This is a genomic window from Janthinobacterium sp. SUN206, from assembly GCF_030587305.1.
In the GTDB taxonomy this organism is placed as follows: domain Bacteria; phylum Pseudomonadota; class Gammaproteobacteria; order Burkholderiales; family Burkholderiaceae_D; genus Janthinobacterium; species Janthinobacterium kumbetense.
In genome coordinates this window covers 2,423,287-2,440,597 of the sequence record NZ_JAPWIB010000001.1, presented here as the reverse complement: position 1 = coordinate 2,440,597, position 17,311 = coordinate 2,423,287, and the positions used below count along the sequence as shown (strand labels likewise).

Sequence of the window (17,311 nt, the reverse complement as noted above, 5' to 3'; positions counted from 1 at the left end):
GCCGTAAATACATTTGACGGTAACCAATAAGACACCATGACTTCGAATCTACTCAGCATCGGTAAGAGCGGTTTGCTTGCAGCGCAGGTGGGCCTGTCGACGACCGGGCATAACATCACCAATGCCAACGTGGACGGTTACAACCGCCAGGTGGTGCTGCAGCAGACGGCGCAGTTCAACAATGCCGGTTATGGCTTTGTTGGCAATGGTACCGAGGTATCGCAAGTCAAGCGCCAGTACGACGGTTTCATGGCGGCCCAGGTGAATGCCGCGCAGTCGGCCACCAGTTCGCTCGACGCGTATTACACGCAGATCACGCAGATCGACAATATGCTGGCGGACCCCACGGCCGGGCTGTCGCCGGCGATGGCCGATTTCTTCAAGGGCGTGCAGGATTTCAGCTCGAATCCCTCGTCCGTGTCGTCGCGCCAGGCATTGTTGTCGAGCGCAAACTCGCTGACGGCCCGTTTCCAGGGCCTCAGCGCGCGCCTGACGGAGATCGGCGACGGCGTCAATTCGCAGATCACGTCGAACGTCAAGGTGATCAATTCCTACGCCAAGCAGATCGCGGAACTGAATACCTCGATTACCAACCTGACCGTGAATGAAAGCAATCAGCCCAACGATTTGCTGGACCAGCGCGACCAGTTGATCACGGAACTGAATAAATACGTCAAGGCAACGGTTCAGCCTGGCGCCGGCAATTCGATTACCGTCTCGATCGGCTCGGGCCAGCCGCTGGTGGTGGGCGACAAGAACTTTGAACTGGCCACCACGCCGTCGCCGACGGACCCGAACCGCCTGGACATCGGCTATGTGACGGGCTCGAGCGTCAGCAAACTGTCGGAAAGCTCCCTCAGCGGCGGCGCGCTGGGCGGCTTGCTGGAATTCCGCAGCGGCAGCCTGGACCGCATCCAGAATTCGCTGGGCAAGGTCGCCATCGCACTGGCTTCCACCTTCAATGAACAGCACAAGCTGGGCCAGGACTTGAATGGCGACATGGGGACCGACTTCTTCAAGTTGCCCGATCCCGTCATCGGCGCCGACTACCGCAACAATGCGACCAGCACGACCGTTCTGTCGGCCAAGGTCAGCGATCCGACCAAGCTGACGGCCAGCGATTATGCCGTCAAGTATGACGGCTCCAATTATGTGGTGACGCGCCAGAGCGACGGCGCGAAAACGACCATCAACCCGTATCCGCAAACCGTGCCGCAAACCATCGACGGCGTGGATTTCTCGATCTCGGGCGCGGCCGCCGAAGGCGACAACTTCATGGTCAGGCCGACGGCGCACGGTGCTTCCGACCTGGCTGTGGCGATTACCGACCGCAACAAGCTGGCCGCCGGCGCACCGATCGTCACGGGCGCGCCCGTCAGCAACACGGGTAGCGGCAAGCTGGGCGCAGGTAGCGTGGACAAGGCATATTTGACGCCAGGCAACGCCTTGACGGGCCCCGTCACCTTGACGTACGACAAGGCGACCACTTCGCTGTCGGGTTTCCCCGCGGGCCAGGCCGTGACCGTGAAAGGCTTGAACGGCGCCACCACCACGTATCCGGCCGGCACGGCGAACATTCCGTACACGGAAGGCGACAGCTTCAGCTTTGGCGGCATCAACGTCAACATGACGGGGGCGCCCGCGCAGGGCGATAAGTTCACCATCGGGCCGAACTCGGGAGGCGTGGGCGACAACCGCAATGCCTCCCTGCTGGCGGGCTTGCAGACGAAAAACATTCTCGACGGCGGCAAGGCCACGTTCCAGGGTTCGTACGCGGAAACCGTCAGTTTTGTCGGCAACAAGACGCGCGAAGTACAGGTCAGCGGCTTGGCCAGTCTTGCGTTGTTGCAACAAACCAGCACGCAGCAGCAAGCCGTCTCCGGCGTCAACCTCGATGAAGAGGCGGCCAATCTGCTGCGCTACCAGCAAGCCTACCAGGCTTGCGGCAAGGTCATGCAGATCGCCAGCACCCTGTTCGACGTGGTCATCGGCCTCGGACGTTAATTATTCAAGCGGCGGCGCCTGGCGTCCGCCGCCATCAGGAAGGGCAGCATCATGCGCATCAGTACCAAAATGATCTATGACGCGGGCAGCACGCAGCTGAACAACCTGCAGGGCGCGTTGAACCGTAGCCAGATGCAGCTGTCGGCGAACCGCCGCAACCTGACGCCGGCCGACGACCCGATCGCCTCGGCGCGCGCGCTGGAAGTGACGCAGTCGCAAACGATCAACACGCAATTCGTGACGAACCGCTCGAACGCCAAGAATTTCCTCTCGCAGGAAGAGCTGGCCCTGGCCAGCACCACCTCGCTGCTCGCCGACGTGCAGGAACTGGTGCTCAAAGCCGGTAATCCGGCCTTGAAGGATGTCGACCGCCAGAGCCTGGCCACGGAACTGCAGGGGCGTTTGACGGACCTGCTGGGCATCGCCAACACGTCCGACAACGCGGGCGGCTACCTGTTCGGCGGCTACAAGTCGACGACGCAACCGTTCAGCCAGACGCCGGGCGGCGCCACCTACGCAGGTGACCAGGGGCAGCGCGAACTGCAAGTGGGCTCGGCCCGCTACCTGGCCACCAGCGATTCGGGCGCGGCCGTGTTCGAGAATAATTTGACGGGCAACGGCAAGTTCACCACGGCGGCCGATCCCGGCAACTTCACGCGCGGCGGCGCCGGCATCATTTCCGGCGGCACCGTCACCGATCCCACCAAGTTGACGGGGCACAAGTACTCGATCGATTTCCAGGTGACGGGCACGGGCACCGCCGCCGTCACGACCTATACCGTGACGGACGTGACCCTGGGCCAGACCATCCCGAATCCGGCCGTGCCGGTGGCCTACAAGTCGGGCGACGCCATCAACTTTGACGGCCAGCAAGTCAATGTCGCGGGCAAGCCGGCCGACCTGGACAAATTCACCCTGGAGCCCAGCAGCAAGGAATCGATCTTTAGCACGATTACCAACCTGATCGGTGTGCTGGGCCAGCCGGCCTCGGGCGACGCGGGACAGGCGCGCCTGACGGCCGGTCTGAACGCGGCACACGACATCCTCGATACGGCCTATGACAACGTGCTGTCGGTGCGCGCGGAAGTCGGTTCGCGCCTGAAGGAACTCGACACGCTCGACAGCGCCGGCGACGACCTCGACCTGCAGTATGCGAGCACCCTGTCGGGCTTGCAGGACCTGGACATGGTGAAGGCGATTTCCCTGTTCAGCCAGCAGCAGATCACCCTGCAGGCGGCGCAGAAGTCGTTTACCTCGATCTCGGGCCTGTCGCTGTTCAATTACATCAGCTAAGCGGCCCGCATCGGATAACCGGCAAGCCGGGGCAGGGAGGAGATCTCCCGCCCCGGCTTTTTTGCATCCGCAAGATGGCCGTTCTGGCAAGATATGCAGGCAAACTGTGCAGTCTACCTGCATATCTGGTATAGTGGAGGCCGTTGATCCACTACATGACTGCCATGACCACCCCGCAAGAAGACCACGAACAAGTTCTGCAACTGGCCGGCGAATTGCGCATCCTGGTCGGCAAGCTGCGCCGCCGCCTGCGCGAAGAGGCGCACCTGGGCGATGTCAGCATGTCGCAGGCATCCGTGCTCAGCCGTCTTGAACGCGACGGCCCGGCCACGGCCAGCAGCCTGGCGCGCGCCGAAGGCATGCGGCCCCAGTCGATGGCCGCCACCGTGCTGGCGCTGACCGAGGCGCGGATGGTGACGGGGTCGCCCGACCCGGCCGATGGCCGGCAAACGATATTGACCCTGACGGACAACTGCCGCGCCTGGATCGCGGCCAGCCGTGCCGCGCGGGAAGACTGGCTGGCGCGCACCATTGAAACCCGGCTCACGCCGGACGAAGTCACCGAACTGAACCACGCGGTGGCATTACTCAAACGCTTGGCGGAGTGATCCGCTGAATTTTCCACCACGACCCCGGCAAGGAGCCCGCACGCCCAGATGAACAACACATTCCGTTCGCTACGCATTCCCAATTACCGTATCTGGGCCGGCGGCGCCCTCGTGTCGAATATCGGCACCTGGATGCAGCGCACGGCGCAGGATTGGCTGGTGCTGAGCGAATTGACGCAGCACAATGCCAGCGCCGTCGGCATCGTCATGGCCTTGCAATTCGGCCCGCAACTGCTGTTGCTGCCCCTGACGGGCATGGCGGCCGACTTGCTCGACCGCAGGAAATTGCTGCTGTGTACGCAGGCGGCCATGGGTTTGCTGGCGCTGGGCCTGGGTTTGCTGTGTATCAGCGGCCTCGTGCAACTGTGGCACGTGTATGTGTTTGCTTTCCTGCTGGGCTGCGTGACGGCCTTCGATTCGCCCGTGCGCCAGACTTTTGTGGCCGAAATCGTCGGCGAGGAAGACTTGACGAACGCCGTGGCGCTCAATTCCACCTCGTTCAATGCGGCGCGCATGCTGGGCCCGGCCGTGGCCGGCTTGCTGATCAGCAGCGTCGGCAGCGGCTGGGTCTTCATCATCAACGCCGTCTCGTTTGCCGCCGTGATCGGTTCGCTGTTGCTGCTGCGCGTGGAATTGCTGCGCCGCGCGCCGCGCCTGAAGGCCACGCGGGCCAGCCTGGGCGACGGCTTCCGCTACGTGCGCCAGCGGCCCGACCTGATGGCTATTTTGCTGATGCTGTTCCTGATCGGCACCTTCGGCCTGAATTTCCCCATCTTCCTGTCGACCATGTCCGTGACGGCCTTCCATGCGGGCGCCGGCCAGTATGGCGTGCTCAGTTCCGTGATGGCTTGCGGCTCCGTGGCCGGCGCCCTGCTGGCGGCCGGACGGGGCCAGCCTACGCTGGCCTTGCTGCTGGGCGCTGCTGCGCTGTTCGGCCTGGCTTGCGCGCTGGCCGCCGTGATGCCCAATTATTGGCTGTTCGGCATGATGCTGGTAGTCATCGGCATCGCCGCGCAAACCTTTACCACCAGCGTCAACAGCAGCGTGCAACTGTCGACGGCGCCCGCCATGCGGGGCCGGGTGATGGCCATCGTGCTGGCCATCTCGGCGGGCGGCACGCCGCTGGGCGCGCCCATCGTGGGCTGGGTGGCCGACACCTTCGGCCCGCGCTGGGCGCTGGGCATAGCCGCCTTGTCGGGCCTGGCGGCGGCGCTGGTCGGCGTGCGCTACCTGGTCAAGCATCACCAGTTGCGCCTGAACGGCGACGTGCGGCGCTGGCGCGCGGCGCTGAGCAGCGACCCGCGGTGAGTCAGCGCGCCGGCGCGGCCGGCGCCGGAGGGCGCAAGGGATTCGGCGGCGCGGGCGGCGGCGGCCGGTCGCGCGTGGCGAAGCCGCGCGGCAGCAGGCGCGCCGTTTCTATGCCGCGCAGGAACATGTTCTGGAAGGGCGTGGCCAGGTAGGGCAGGACCATGCCGATCACCAGCAAGCCCACGCCCAGGGTGACGGGAAAACCGATACCGAAAATGTTCAGCTGCGGCGCGGCCCGCGTCAGGATGCCCAGGGCCACGTTGGTCAGCAGCAGGGCGGCGATGATGGGCAGGGAAATTTGCAGGCCGGAACGGAAAATTTCCCCACCCCACGCCGCCAATTGCTGGAAGCCGCCGCCGCTGATGGGACTCGATGAAATCGGCAGGCTGACGAAGCTTTCCGCCAGCGCCGCCAGCAAGACCAGGTGGCCGTTGACGGTCAAAAACATCAAGGTGGCCAGCATGACGAGGAACTGGCTGATGGCGGAAGACCTGCCCTTGGTTTGCGGATCGAAGAACGAGGCGAAGCCCAGGCCCATGGTAAGACTGCTGATTTCGCCTGCCATTTCGATGGCGGAAAACACGATGCGGATGGAAAAGCCCATGGCCAGGCCCACCAGCATCTCTTGCGTGAGGATCAATAAACCGGGCAAGGACATCGGGTTGACGGCAGGCAAGGCCGGCACGGTGGGGGCGATGATCATGGCCAGCAGGGCGCCCAGGCTCACCTTCACCGTGGCCGGCACGGCCGCGTTGCCGAACAGGGGGGCGGCCGCGATCAGGCCGAGGATGCGGCTAAGCGGCCACAGCAGTGCTGCGATCCAGGTATTGAGTTCGATGCTGGACAGGGTCAGCATGGCAACAAGCGCAGCACTAGCCCACCAGGTTCGGGATGCCCGTGAAGACCTGGCGCATGTAGTCGAGCATGACGGACAGCATCCAGGGGCCCGCCACGACGAGGGCGACGAAAATGCCGACCAGCTTGGGGATGAAGGACAGGGTCGCCTCGTTGATCTGCGTTGCCGCCTGGAAAATACTCACGATCAAGCCGATGATGAGGGCGACGAGCAGCATGGGCGCGGCCACCATGAGGGTGATTTCCATCGCATGGCGGCCCAGGGTCATGACGCTTTCGGGTGTCATCGTATTTCCCCTAGTAAAAACTCTGTGACAGCGAGCCCAGCAGCAACTGCCAGCCATCGACCAGCACGAACAGCATCAGCTTGAACGGCAGCGAGATCGTTGCCGGCGACATCATCATCATCCCCATCGACATCAGCACGCTGGCGACCACCATGTCGATGATCAGGAACGGGATGAAGATGGCAAAGCCGATCTGGAACGCCGTCTTCAGTTCGCTGGTGACGAAGGCGGGCACGAGGATGCGCAGCGGCACGTCTTCCGGACCTTGCAGGGCCGGCGAGCGCGACATCTTGGCAAACAGGGCCAGGTCGGCCTGGCGCGTCTGCTTGAGCATGAAGGTTTTCAGGGGATCGACGCCCTTGTCCATCGCCTGCTGCATGGTGATCTTGTTTTCCTGGTAAGGAAGATAGGCATCCGTATAAATCTTGTCGAACACGGGTCCCATGACGAACAGGGTCAGGAACAGGGCCAGCCCCACCAGCACCTGGTTCGGCGGCGCCGATTGCGTGCCGATGGCCTGGCGCAGCAGGGACAGCACGATGATGATGCGCGTAAAGCAGGTCATCATCAGGAGGGCCGCCGGCAGGAAGGTGAGCGACGTCATCAGGATGAGCGTCTGCACCGGCAACGAGTAATTCTGGCCTCCGCCCGGCGCCGGCGTGCTGTTGAAGGCCGGGATGCCCGGCTGGGCCATTGCCCACAGCGGCAAGGCCAGGGCGGCGGCCGCCAGCAGCCAGGTCAGGGGAGTCTTCAAGGTGGACCACGCCATCTGCTGCTTATTTCCCATTGCGTTTTTCGATGGTCTGTTTCAGCCACTCGGAAAAATTGGCGGCCGCGGGGCCGTTTTGCGCCGTGGCCAGTTGCGGCAAGTCGCCTTCCTGGCGCGGCATGGTGGCCAGCGCGTTGATCCTGCCGGGCGAGGCGCCGACGACGATCCACTGGTCGGCCACTTCGACGAGGACGATGCGTTCGCGTCCGCCCAGGTTGAGCGAGCTGACGACGCGCATCTTGCTGTTGCCGCCCATGACCTTGGGGCCATAGCGCTTCATGAACCAGGCCAGGCCGATCAGGAGGGCCAGCACGAACACGAGTGCGAAGATGGTTTGCAGCAAGCTGCCGGCCGAGCTGGTCGGCGCCATCGTCATCGCTGCGCCGGGCGGCATGGCGGGCAGGGCGGCGGCAGGCGCGGAGGCCGGCACCGCCGTTGCAGCCGAGGCGGCCGGCGCCGTGGCGGCTGGCGGTGCCTCGCTGGCCGCCGCGACGGAAGCGCTGGCGGCGCTGGCCGCCGGCGCCGATGCCGGTTCGGCGTGCGCGATGCTGCATGCCGCCAGGAACGGCAGCACAGTGGAAATCAACAGGCCAGGCTTCATTTATTCAATTTTCGGATGCGTTCGGAAGGCGTGATGATGTCCGTCAGGCGGATGCCGAACTTGTCATTCACCACCACCACTTCGCCCTGGGCGATCAGGCAGCCGTTCACCAGCACGTCCATCGGTTCGCCGGCCAGGCCGTCGAGCTCGACCACGGAACCCTGCGCCAGTTGCAGCAGGTTCTTGATGGCGATCTTGGTGCGGCCCAGTTCGACCGTCAGCTGCACGGGGATATCGAGGATGAAATCGATATCGTTGTGCGTTTCCGACTTCGATGCCTGCTTGGAAAAGTCCTTGAACACGGCGGCGCTGGCCGCGCTGGCCGTATTGGCGGCCTGGTTTTGCAGCGCTTCCGCTTCCGCCTTGGCCTGCTCGGCAATGGCCGCGCCCCAATCGTCTTCCGCGCTTTGGTCGTCTTGGTTGTCAGACATGTGTTTCTCCTGTTGTACAGATGCGGGCCGCAGCGGCCCGGGTATTTTTTAATGATTGTTCATGTTATCGGCGTTAGCCAGCAACTTTTCAACCTTCAGCGCATATTGTCCGTTCAACACGCCGTACGTGCAATCCATCACGGGCACGCCGTCGACGGTGGCGGCGATCAGTTCGGGAATATTCAGCGGGATGATGTCGCCCACCTTCATGTTCAGGATTTCATCGAACGACACGCGCGCAGTGCCCAGCGAAGCGACCAGCTCGACTTCGGCGATCTGGATCTGCTGCGTCATCAGGCGGATCCAGCGCTTGTCCACTTCCAGCGCCTCGCCCTGCAGGCTGGAGGTCAGCGAATCGCGGATCGGCTCGATCATCGAATACGGCATGCAGAAGTGGATTTGTCCGGAAACGGAGCCCAATTCCACCGTAAACGTGGACGCCACCACCACCTCGTTCGGCGTGGCGATGTTGGCGAACTGCGTGTTCATTTCTGAACGGATATATTCGAACTCGACGGGGAAGACCGGCTCCCACGACTTGGTGTAGGCCTCGAAGACGATGTCGAGGATGCGCAGGATGATACGCTGCTCCGTCTGCGTAAAGTCGCGTCCTTCGACGCGCGTATGGAAACGTCCGTCGCCGCCGAACAGATTGTCGACCAGCAAGAACACGAGGCCCGGATCGAAGACCATCAAGGCCGTGCCGCGCAGCGGCTTCATGTGCACCAAATTCAGGTTGGTCGGCACCACCAGGTTACGGATGAACTCGCTGTATTTCGATACGCGCACGGAACCGACCGACACTTCGGCGCTGCGGCGCAGGAAGTTGAACAGGCCCACGCGCAGCAGCCGGGCGAAACGCTCGTTGATAATTTCCAACGTTGGCATCCGGCCGCGCACGATGCGCTCCTGGGTTGCCAGGTTGTAGGTACGAACTCCCGTGACATCTTCCGGCGCCTGCGCGTCGTCCTGGTCTCCGTTGACGCCCTTCAGAAGGGCATCGACTTCTTCCTGGGAGAGGAAATTATCGGCCATGGCTGCTTATTGAATGATGAATGCGGTAAATAATACGTCCGTCACGTCCTGCTCCGGCCCTTTGTCCTCGAACGGCTGGTTCACCTGATTGATGATTTCGGCCGCCAGTTGCTGCTTGCCTTCCACGGTATTGAGTTCGGACGCCTTCTTGCCGGACAGCAGCAGCAATAAACGGCTGCGCACTTTCGGCATGTTGACCTTGATCAAGTCCATTTCTTCCGGACTGCTGGCCTGCAAGGTAAACGCGATTTGCAGGTATTGCTCGCCATTTTCCGGCTGCAAGTTGACGGTGAAGGCATCGATGGGCACGAAGACGGGCGGACCTGCCTTGGAAGCGGCATGTTTTTTCTTGCTGGGCGCCGATTCTTCTTTATCGGCCTTGCCATGCAGGAAATACCAGGCGGCACCGCCACCGATACTGCCAGCCACCAGCACCGAGGCCAGCACGATGATCAGAAGCTTCTTTTTCGAGGCGCCGGCGGGAGCCAGGCCTGCATCTGCTTTCGGATCTGCTTTCATTTTTGGATTTGCTTTCAATGGTACTCGAGTGCATGGAAGTGGATCACGACGCCATTATGTCATTATCGGCAAATTCTGCGCAGAAGGATGCAGTGAAAAGAGGGCGGAAGCGCCCTCAACTCGCTGTTTTTAGACGAAAAGTTACGTCAGGGGGCGCGCCAGCGGCTGGCGGACGACGAATTGTCCTCAGGCAAAGGTATCCACGGCACTCAGGCTGGGCCGGCTGCGTCCGCCTGCCGCCGGCGCGATGGCGATCTCGCCACCCGCTACGCCGCCGCCCTGGCCATTGCCACGGCGTTCGCCGGATGCTTCCCGGTTACCCTGGCCCTGCTGTTCCGGCGTGCCGGCCGAGACGGTGGCGCTGCCAAAGGCGATGCCCGCTTCGCTCATCATCTCGCGCAGGCGCGGCATGGCCGCTTCCAGCGCCTGGCGTACTTCCGGCTGGGCCGACATGAAGGCGGCATCGGCCTGGTCGTTGGTGACTGTCAGTACCACTTGCACAGGTCCCAGGTCGGGTGGATTCAAGGTCAGGGTGGCGCTCTGGTCGCCGCCGGCCGCCATCCACACGACTTTCTGTCCCAGTTGCTGGTCCCAGGCCGGCGTGCCGACCCGGCCCGTCAGCTTGTCGGCCGGCACGGCCACGGCGGCGGCCGCCTGTTGCAGCGCGCCCGGTTGCAACTGGGCCGCCAGGCGGCTCAGGTCGGCAGGTGTTTCCTTGATGATCGGTTCGGCCACGGCGGCGCCCGCCTTGGCGGTGGCTGCCAGCTGGGCGTCGATGGCCAGCTTGCCAGGTTCGGCCTTGCCGGTTGGCACGCTGGCGCCCGGTGTGGCGGCCGTCTTGCCCTGGGCCTGGCCCAGGCTGTCGGCAAAGTCGCCGCCGTCGGCTTGCGCGACGGCGGTGGCGGCAGCCTTGCCGCTGCCCTGGCCCGCTGCCAGCAAGGGCCCTGTGGCCGGGTTCTTGCCGTCGGCCTTGACGCTGGCGCGCGCGGGCAGTTCCGGCACAGCCTTGGCGGCTGCGGCCGGCGGCTGGATGGCCAGCTGGATGCTGCCTACCAGGGCCAGCATCTCGGCGGCCGGATCGGCTGGCGGCGCGACTGTCGCGGTAACGGGGGCGGCGGGTACGCTGGCCTCGGCCGGGACGCTGGTGTTGTCGGCGGTGGCGGGCGCGGCCGCCTCGCTGGATTGTGCTGGCGGCTGTTCGCTGCTGGCCGCCTGTTCGGTACCCGTTGGCGCCGGTTTCGCTTCGCTCGCTGGCGCCTGGGCCGGTGTGGCCGCAGGGCTGGTAGGGCTGGCAGGACGGGCCGCCGGCGCAGGCGCTTGTACTTGCGCCTGTGCCATATTGCGGCTGGCCTGGCGTTGCTCGATCTGGCGGTTCAGGGTGCGCTGGAAGTCGCCCGCCGTGCCGCTGGTGGTCGGCTGGCTGCGGTTGGCGGCGCCCGGCGTGGCGTTCGGCGAGACTATCTGGGAAATCGGTGTTGGCTGGGTTTGCATGATGCTGCCTCAGTGTTGCTTAGCGTTTGTAATAGGCTTGTCGCGCCGCGTGCTCATCCATTGCTTTCTGGTCGCGCTTGTTTTCCAGCTTCAGCGCCTGTTCCTGCGCCCGGTTGTTCAGGGTGGTGTACGACATGCGCTTGCGTTCGGCCAACTGCCAGCGCATCTTTTCATTGTCGCTGCGCGCCTGCGCATGCTCGACTACCTGCTGCTGGCCCAGGATGGCGCTGTCGAGCTTGACCATGAAGGCCTGGAAGTTGCGGTAAGCCATGGGCGTAATGCCGCTGCTCATGCTTGTCTCGAAGCGCTTGGCGTAGTCGTCGCGGTAGCCGGACAGCATGTCGAGCTTCTGGCGGCAATCGTCGAGCGCTTTCAGGGCCGCGCCCAGGCGCTTGGCGCAGTCATCCGTTTCGCGCTGGGCAAGGTCGATCAGGGTTGCAAGTTGGGAAGGAGAAGCCATGGCTGATTATATTCCCGCTATGCAAGCCCTAATCAGTCGAATAGAGCGGTAAGTTGCCCCAAGCTCTCGTCCATGCTGACCCGCTCCGTGATTTGCTGTTGCAAAAACGCCTCGATCTTTTCATGCAGGGCGATGGCCTGGTCCAGCACGGGGTCGGTGCCGGCGCTGTAGGCGCCCACGCTGATCAGGTCGCGGCTGCGTTCATAGCGCGAATACAGCTGTTTCAGCTTGCGCGCCTGCTGCTGGTGTTCGTGCGTGGTAATCGAGTGGGCGGCGCGCGAAATCGATTGCTCGATGTCGATGGCGGGATAATGGCCCGCTTCGGCCAGGCGCCGGTTCAGCACGATATGGCCGTCGAGAATCGCGCGCGCCGAGTCGGCGATCGGGTCCTGCTGGTCGTCGCCCTCGGTCAGCACGGTGTAGAAGGCCGTGATCGAGCCGCCGCCTTCCTCGCCATTGCCGGCCCGCTCCACCAGCACGGGCAGCTTGGCGAAGACGGACGGCGGATAGCCCTTGGTGGCGGGCGGTTCGCCGATGGCCAGGGCGATTTCGCGCTGCGCCATGGCGTAGCGGGTCAGCGAATCCATGATCAGCAGCACGTTTTGCCCCTGGTCGCGGAAGTGTTCGGCAATCGCCGTCGCATACGCTGCCCCTTGCAGGCGCATCAGCGGCGGCGTGTCGGCCGGCGCGGCCACGACGACGGAGCGGGCCAGGCCTTCGGGGCCCAGGATCTGTTCGATGAATTCCTTGACTTCGCGTCCCCGTTCGCCGATCAGGCCGACGACGATCACGTCCGCCTCCGTGTAGCGGGCCATCATGCCCAGCAGCACGCTCTTGCCCACGCCGGAACCGGCGAACAGGCCCATGCGCTGGCCACGGCCCACGGTCAGCATGGCGTTGATCGAGCGCACGCCCACGTCGAGCGTGTCGACGATGGGCGCGCGGCCCAGGGGATTGGCGGGGCGTACATTGATGGGGGCGCTGTCCGTCGTGTGCAGCGGGCCCAGCTGGTCGAGCGGGCGGCCCGCGCCGTCGAGCACGCGGCCCAGCAGTTGCGGACCCACGGGCAGGTGGCGCGCGCGGTCGCTGGGGCGGCGGCGCGGGTGCGCCACGCTGCCGGGACGGGGAATGGCCGGTTCGACGGAAAACACGCGCGTGCCGGGCACGATGCCCTCGACGTCGCTTTGCGGCATCAAGAACAGGCGTTCGCCTTCAAAGCCGACCACTTCCGCCTCGACCCGGCCGCCATTCGGCAGCGGCACGGTGCAGGCGGCGCCGACGGCCAGGCGCAGGCCCACGGCTTCCATCACCAGACCGGCCACGCGCGTGACGCGGCCTGAAATCTGCATCGGTTCGACAAAGCCGACCACGGCCGTACAGTCGCTCAGGTAGGCGCGCCAGCGCGCCGCATGGGCAGCAGGGCCTTTGACGGGCTCGCTCACGGCGCCAGCCAGTCCAGGTCTTTGCCCAGCGCATGCGTCAGGCGGTGCCAGCGGGTGGACGTCTGCGCATCGATCTGATTGCTGGCCGTGTCGATCTTGCAACCGCCACGTTCCACGGACGGGTCTTCAATGACGCGCCAGCCGCCCTTGTCGAGCTCATCGCCGATGCCGTCGCGCACCACTTGCGCATCGTCGGGGTTGAGCATCAGCAAGGCTGGTTGTTGCAGTACAGGCAAGTATTCGATGGCTTCGCGCACCATCGGCAGCATCAGCTCCGGGCGCACGGGCAGGGCCGTCTTCAGCATGCCCTTGGCCAGCTGCAAGGCCAGTTCCATCACGTCATTGGCGATCAGTTCGTCGGCCTGGTGCACGGCCGTGCCGAAGTCGACGGCGATGGTTTGCAAATGCGCCAGTTCCACGGCGGACGCCGCCTTGCCTTCCGCATACGATTGCGCATGGCCGTCGGCATGCCCGGCCGCATGGCCTTCCGCATAGCCGGCCGCGCGGCCTTCGTCGAAGGCCGTGGCGCGCGCTTCCTCGCGGATGGCGTCGAGTTCTTCCTGCGTCGGGTATTCCAGCGGCGGGGCCAGTTCTTCCTGGTGCAGCTCGCCGTAGGGATCGGTTTCCGGATCGATTTCGGGCTCGGGGTCCGGTTCCAGCAGCTTGCGCGCCGCCACCACGCTGGGACGCTCGTCGCCAAACGAGGTCATTTCCCAGCGCTGGTACGCGGTTTGCTGCTCTTTGGGAATTAAACTAGACAAACGAATCCTCGCCTTTTCCGCCTAAGACAATCTGCCCCTCGTCCGCCAGGCGGCGCACGATCTGCAGGATCTGTTTCTGCTGCGATTCCACTTCCGACAGGCGCACGGGGCCTTTCGACTCCAGGTCTTCGCGCATCATCTCGCCGGCGCGCTGCGACATGTTCTTGAAGATCTTGTCGCGCAGCTCTTGCGAGGCGCCTTTCAGGGCGATGATCAGCATTTCCGACTGCACTTCGCGCAGCAGCAGCTGGATGCCGCGGTCGTCGATATCGATCACGTTGTCGAACACGAACATTTCGTCCATGATCTTTTGCGCCATGTCATTGTCGTAATTCTTGATATTGTCCATGACGGAGCCTTCTTGCTCGCCGCTCATGAAGTTCAGGATCTCGGCCGCCGCGCGCACGCCGCCCAGCGACGATTTCTTGATGTTTTCGTTACCGGACAGCAGTTTCGTCAGCACGTCGTTGAGTTCGCGCAAGGCGGCCGGCTGCACGCCGTCCAGGGTGGCGATGCGCAAGACCACGTCGTTGCGCAGGCGGTCCGTGAAATGACCGAGGATTTCGCAGGCCTGGTCGCGTTCCAGGTGGACGAGGATGGTGGCGATGATCTGCGGGTGCTCGTTGCGGATCAGCTCGGACACGGATTGCGAATCCATCCACTTCAGCGATTCGATGCCGGACGCGTCCTTGCCGCCCAGGATGCGCGACAGCAGCACGGATGCCTTGTCGTCGCCCAGCGCCTTGGTCAGCACCTGGCGGATGTATTCGTCCGAGTCGAGGCCGACGGTGGAATTGAGTTCCGTCTGCGCGCGGAAGTCGTCGAGCACCTCGACCACCTGGTCGTGCGCGATGCCCTTCATGGTGGCCATGGCGGCGCCCAGTTTCAGCACTTCGCGCGGCCCGAGGAATTTCATGACCTCGGCCGCTTCGCTCTCGCCCAGTGCCAGCATCAGGATCGATGCTTTTTGCAGTCCCGTTGTCTCAGTCATTATTGCCTATCCATGCTTTGATTACGTTGGCCACGACGCGCGGGTCTTCCTGCGCCAGTTTCCGGGCCATCGCCAGGTTTTCGCGATAACCGCGGGCCGTATCTTCTTCCAGTTCTTCCAGCTCCGCTTCGCTGAGCAGGACTTCGTTTTCTTCGCCGTCCTTGCTCAGTTCCGGCTCGATGACGGGCGGCGGGGCGCCGAAATCGTCGATCTTGCGCATGACCGGGCGCAGCATCGGGCGCACGATCTTGATGAAGATATACAGCAGGATCAGGGCCGTGATGAGGAATTTCGCCAGTTCCTTGGCCAGCGGCAAGTTGGCCGGGTCGCGCCACCACTCCAGCTTGCCTTCCGGCGCGCGGTCGATGCCGTCGAAGGGCGAGTTGGCCACGCTGAAACTATCGCCGCGTTCCTTGTTGTAGCCCATCGCTTCCTTGACCAGGTTATTGATCTGGATCATTTCGGCAGGGGAAATCGGCTTGACCGTGACCTTGCCATCCTTGTCGAAGCTGCGGCGGTAGTTGACGACGACGGCCACCGACAGGCGGCGCAGGCCGCCCATGGATTTCTGTTCGTAGCGCACGGTCTTGTCGACTTCATAATTCGTCGTCGATTCCTTCTGTGTCGGCGCCGTCGGCGCGCCGCCCAGGGCGCCCGGCGCCTCGGCCGTCAATGGCGCCGTGGCCACGCCTGGCGGCTGGTTCGACAGCGCGCCCGGCACGCCGGACGGGTTGGCATTGCCGGCGCCCGTCGATTCGCTCGTCTGCTGGCTGCGGATGGTGGACGCTTCCGGCGGGGAATTCGGCTTGTAGGTTTCGGCTGCCTGCTCGCTTTGCGAAAAATCAACATCGGCCGTCGCTTCGGCGCGCACATTGCCTTCGCCGACGATGGGCAGCAGGATCGATTCGACTTGCTTGATCACGCTTTGCTGCAATTGCTGCACGTACTTCAGCTGGTTCGGGTCCAGGCTCTTGATGCCGTTGGCACGGTCCTTGTCCTTTTCCTGGTTCGACAGCAGGGTGCCGGCCTGGTCGACCACGGTGACATTGATTGGCAGCAATTCCGGTACGCTGGACGCCACCAGGTGCACGATGGCGCTCACCTGCAGCTGGTCCAGGCCGCGGCCCGGGTGCAGGTTCAGCAGCACGGAAGCCGTCGGTTTTTGCTGTTCGCGCACGAAGACGGATGGTTTGGGCAGGGCCAGGTGGACGCGCGCCGTGTCGACGGCGGACACCGATTCGATCGATTTCGCCAGTTCGCCTTCCAGTGCGCGCTGGAAATTGACCTGTTCCAGGAATTGCGACACGCCCAGCTTCTGGTTTTCCATCAGCTCGAAACCCACGTTGCCGCCCTTCGGCAAGCCTTGCGCGGCCAGTTTCAGGCGCGCGTCGTGGACTTGCTCGGATGGCACGAGAATGGCGCCGCCGCCTTCGGAAAACTTGTGCTTGATGCCCAGCTGGTCCAGCGATGCGGTGATGGCGCCGCCGTCGCGGTCCGTGTAGTTGGAAAACAGGACCTTGTATTCGGGCGGCTGGTTCCACATGTACAGGGCCACGCCGATGGCGACCAGTGCCGCCACGCCCAGGCCGCGCAGGAAATTCTTGCCCATCGGCGTCTTGGCGAACGCTTGTACGGACTCCACGGGCGAGCGGGCAGGCGCCGGTTCCGGCGGTATGCGGTTCACATCGATTTCTTCGGCTACAGCCATGATTGCCTTCCAGGGCGGTGTATTTACGTGTATTGGGTGGTGCGTGGGGGCCGCTTCCTCGGGAGGATTGGGCGATATGCAGAATTATCCGCCACTGTCACGCGCTTCAATCGTCCAAATAGAAGGCGCTTTTGCCGCCTGCTCGGCCGAGCGGCTGGCGTTGGCGCTGGTATTGTGGAACCCTGGCAACATGTGACGGAAGTTATTGTACCCGTCGTTGCCTTGCAAGCCAGGGTTTTGTTCTCTGGGTGCAACAGGCATGGAACAGTTACGAAGCACACCAGAATCGGGAGGCAAAGTGAAAACAGGCGGTATCGATAGCAGCAGGATCGAGGCGATGATCGCGCAACTGAAGTCGGCGGCCACGCGGCCGGAGGCGAAAATACCGGCGATCCAGACCGAGATGCCGGCGGCGAAGGTGAATTTCGCCGATGCCTTCAAGAGCGCGCTCGACTCCGTGAGCGGCGCGCAAAAAGCCTCGTCCGCGCTGGGCCAGCGCTTTACCATGGGCGATGAAAAGGTCAGCCTGTCGGACGTGATGGTGTCGATGCAAAAGTCGAGCATCGAATTCCAGGCGACGGTGCAGGTGCGGAATAAATTAGTTTCTGCATATCATGAGATCATGAACATGCAAGTTTGAGTTTTAGCTATCCCAACGGCAGATTCCGGGGTCAGTTCCCAAGGAATTGGAATGCATCCCATTGGGACGCATTCCCCCGGCGGGTTTGACCCCAGCTTTCGTTTTGGG

At 63.6% G+C, this 17,311-nt stretch carries 19 protein-coding genes; 5 read left to right on the top strand and 14 right to left on the bottom strand.

The features are described 5' to 3' along the window. Positions 1-36 precede the first annotated feature (36 nt). From flgK to O3300_RS10980, 4 genes are all read left to right on the top strand, one after another. A complete protein-coding gene (gene flgK, locus O3300_RS10995) occupies positions 37-2,004 on the top strand; it encodes a flagellar hook-associated protein FlgK (RefSeq protein WP_305052927.1) in 1,968 nt (655 codons plus the stop codon). A gap of 51 nt (positions 2,005-2,055) precedes the next feature. Further along, positions 2,056-3,297 carry a flagellar hook-associated protein FlgL gene (gene flgL / locus O3300_RS10990; protein ID WP_180278709.1) on the top strand — a complete coding sequence of 414 codons (1,242 nt, stop codon included), beginning with the start codon at positions 2,056-2,058 and terminating at the stop codon, positions 3,295-3,297. A gap of 155 nt (positions 3,298-3,452) precedes the next feature. Continuing rightward, positions 3,453-3,905: a MarR family winged helix-turn-helix transcriptional regulator gene (locus O3300_RS10985; protein WP_369812274.1), complete on the top strand. Its 453-nt coding sequence runs from the start codon at positions 3,453-3,455 to the stop codon at positions 3,903-3,905. Positions 3,906-3,953: 48 nt separating this feature from the next. Next, the gene (locus O3300_RS10980; RefSeq protein WP_305052925.1) at positions 3,954-5,213 is read left to right on the top strand and encodes an MFS transporter; all 1,260 of its coding nucleotides are present in this window, start codon (positions 3,954-3,956) and stop codon (positions 5,211-5,213) included. A gap of 1 nt (position 5,214) precedes the next feature. Here the strand turns inward: O3300_RS10980 and fliR are convergent, their stop codons facing one another. The 14 genes from fliR to O3300_RS10910 all read right to left on the bottom strand — a co-directional run bounded on the left by fliR (position 5,215) and on the right by O3300_RS10910 (position 17,004). Further along, positions 5,215-6,069: a flagellar biosynthetic protein FliR gene (fliR, locus tag O3300_RS10975; RefSeq protein WP_305052924.1), complete on the bottom strand. Its 855-nt coding sequence runs from the start codon at positions 6,067-6,069 to the stop codon at positions 5,215-5,217. Positions 6,070-6,085: 16 nt separating this feature from the next. Continuing rightward, positions 6,086-6,355: a flagellar biosynthesis protein FliQ gene (fliQ, locus tag O3300_RS10970; protein WP_035821365.1), complete on the bottom strand. Its 270-nt coding sequence runs from the start codon at positions 6,353-6,355 to the stop codon at positions 6,086-6,088. Positions 6,356-6,365: 10 nt separating this feature from the next. Further along, entirely contained in the window at positions 6,366-7,124 is a 759-nt protein-coding gene (gene fliP / locus O3300_RS10965; RefSeq protein ID WP_369812289.1) for a flagellar type III secretion system pore protein FliP, read from the bottom strand. A gap of 7 nt (positions 7,125-7,131) precedes the next feature. Beyond that, entirely contained in the window at positions 7,132-7,725 is a 594-nt protein-coding gene (gene fliO / locus O3300_RS10960; protein ID WP_305052923.1) for a flagellar biosynthetic protein FliO, read from the bottom strand. Next, positions 7,722-8,156, bottom strand: coding sequence for a flagellar motor switch protein FliN (fliN, locus tag O3300_RS10955; protein ID WP_034754038.1), 435 nt, complete (start codon positions 8,154-8,156; stop codon positions 7,722-7,724). Before fliN ends, fliO begins: the two co-directional genes overlap by 4 nt. A 48-nt stretch (positions 8,157-8,204) precedes the next feature. Then, complete coding sequence (gene fliM / locus O3300_RS10950; RefSeq protein ID WP_034754035.1) at positions 8,205-9,191, bottom strand: flagellar motor switch protein FliM; 987 nt, start codon at positions 9,189-9,191, stop codon at positions 8,205-8,207. A gap of 6 nt (positions 9,192-9,197) precedes the next feature. Continuing rightward, entirely contained in the window at positions 9,198-9,710 is a 513-nt protein-coding gene (fliL, locus tag O3300_RS10945; protein ID WP_099666868.1) for a flagellar basal body-associated protein FliL, read from the bottom strand. A gap of 186 nt (positions 9,711-9,896) precedes the next feature. Then, positions 9,897-11,201 carry a flagellar hook-length control protein FliK gene (locus O3300_RS10940; RefSeq protein ID WP_305052922.1) on the bottom strand — a complete coding sequence of 435 codons (1,305 nt, stop codon included), beginning with the start codon at positions 11,199-11,201 and terminating at the stop codon, positions 9,897-9,899. A 19-nt stretch (positions 11,202-11,220) separates the two neighbouring features. Next, the gene (gene fliJ / locus O3300_RS10935; protein ID WP_077407817.1) at positions 11,221-11,661 is read right to left on the bottom strand and encodes a flagellar export protein FliJ; all 441 of its coding nucleotides are present in this window, start codon (positions 11,659-11,661) and stop codon (positions 11,221-11,223) included. Positions 11,662-11,693: 32 nt separating this feature from the next. Continuing rightward, positions 11,694-13,010: a flagellar protein export ATPase FliI gene (fliI, locus tag O3300_RS10930; protein WP_233516143.1), complete on the bottom strand. Its 1,317-nt coding sequence runs from the start codon at positions 13,008-13,010 to the stop codon at positions 11,694-11,696. Between the two features lie 89 nt (positions 13,011-13,099). Continuing rightward, positions 13,100-13,813 carry a flagellar assembly protein FliH gene (locus O3300_RS10925; protein ID WP_289911482.1) on the bottom strand — a complete coding sequence of 238 codons (714 nt, stop codon included), beginning with the start codon at positions 13,811-13,813 and terminating at the stop codon, positions 13,100-13,102. Between the two features lie 43 nt (positions 13,814-13,856). Further along, the gene (gene fliG / locus O3300_RS10920; RefSeq protein WP_077407811.1) at positions 13,857-14,855 is read right to left on the bottom strand and encodes a flagellar motor switch protein FliG; all 999 of its coding nucleotides are present in this window, start codon (positions 14,853-14,855) and stop codon (positions 13,857-13,859) included. Continuing rightward, positions 14,848-16,563 (bottom strand): flagellar basal-body MS-ring/collar protein FliF, encoded by a 1,716-nt coding sequence (fliF, locus tag O3300_RS10915; protein WP_305052921.1) that lies wholly within the window; start codon positions 16,561-16,563, stop codon positions 14,848-14,850. The genes fliG and fliF overlap by 8 nt, the downstream gene beginning before the upstream one ends. Positions 16,564-16,647: 84 nt before the next feature. Continuing rightward, positions 16,648-17,004: a hypothetical protein gene (locus tag O3300_RS10910; protein ID WP_253192922.1), complete on the bottom strand. Its 357-nt coding sequence runs from the start codon at positions 17,002-17,004 to the stop codon at positions 16,648-16,650. Here O3300_RS10910 and fliE point away from each other — a divergent pair. Then, a complete protein-coding gene (gene fliE, locus O3300_RS10905) occupies positions 16,901-17,203 on the top strand; it encodes a flagellar hook-basal body complex protein FliE (RefSeq protein ID WP_230539976.1) in 303 nt (100 codons plus the stop codon). The genes O3300_RS10910 and fliE overlap by 104 nt on opposite strands. Positions 17,204-17,311: the final 108 nt, after the last annotated feature.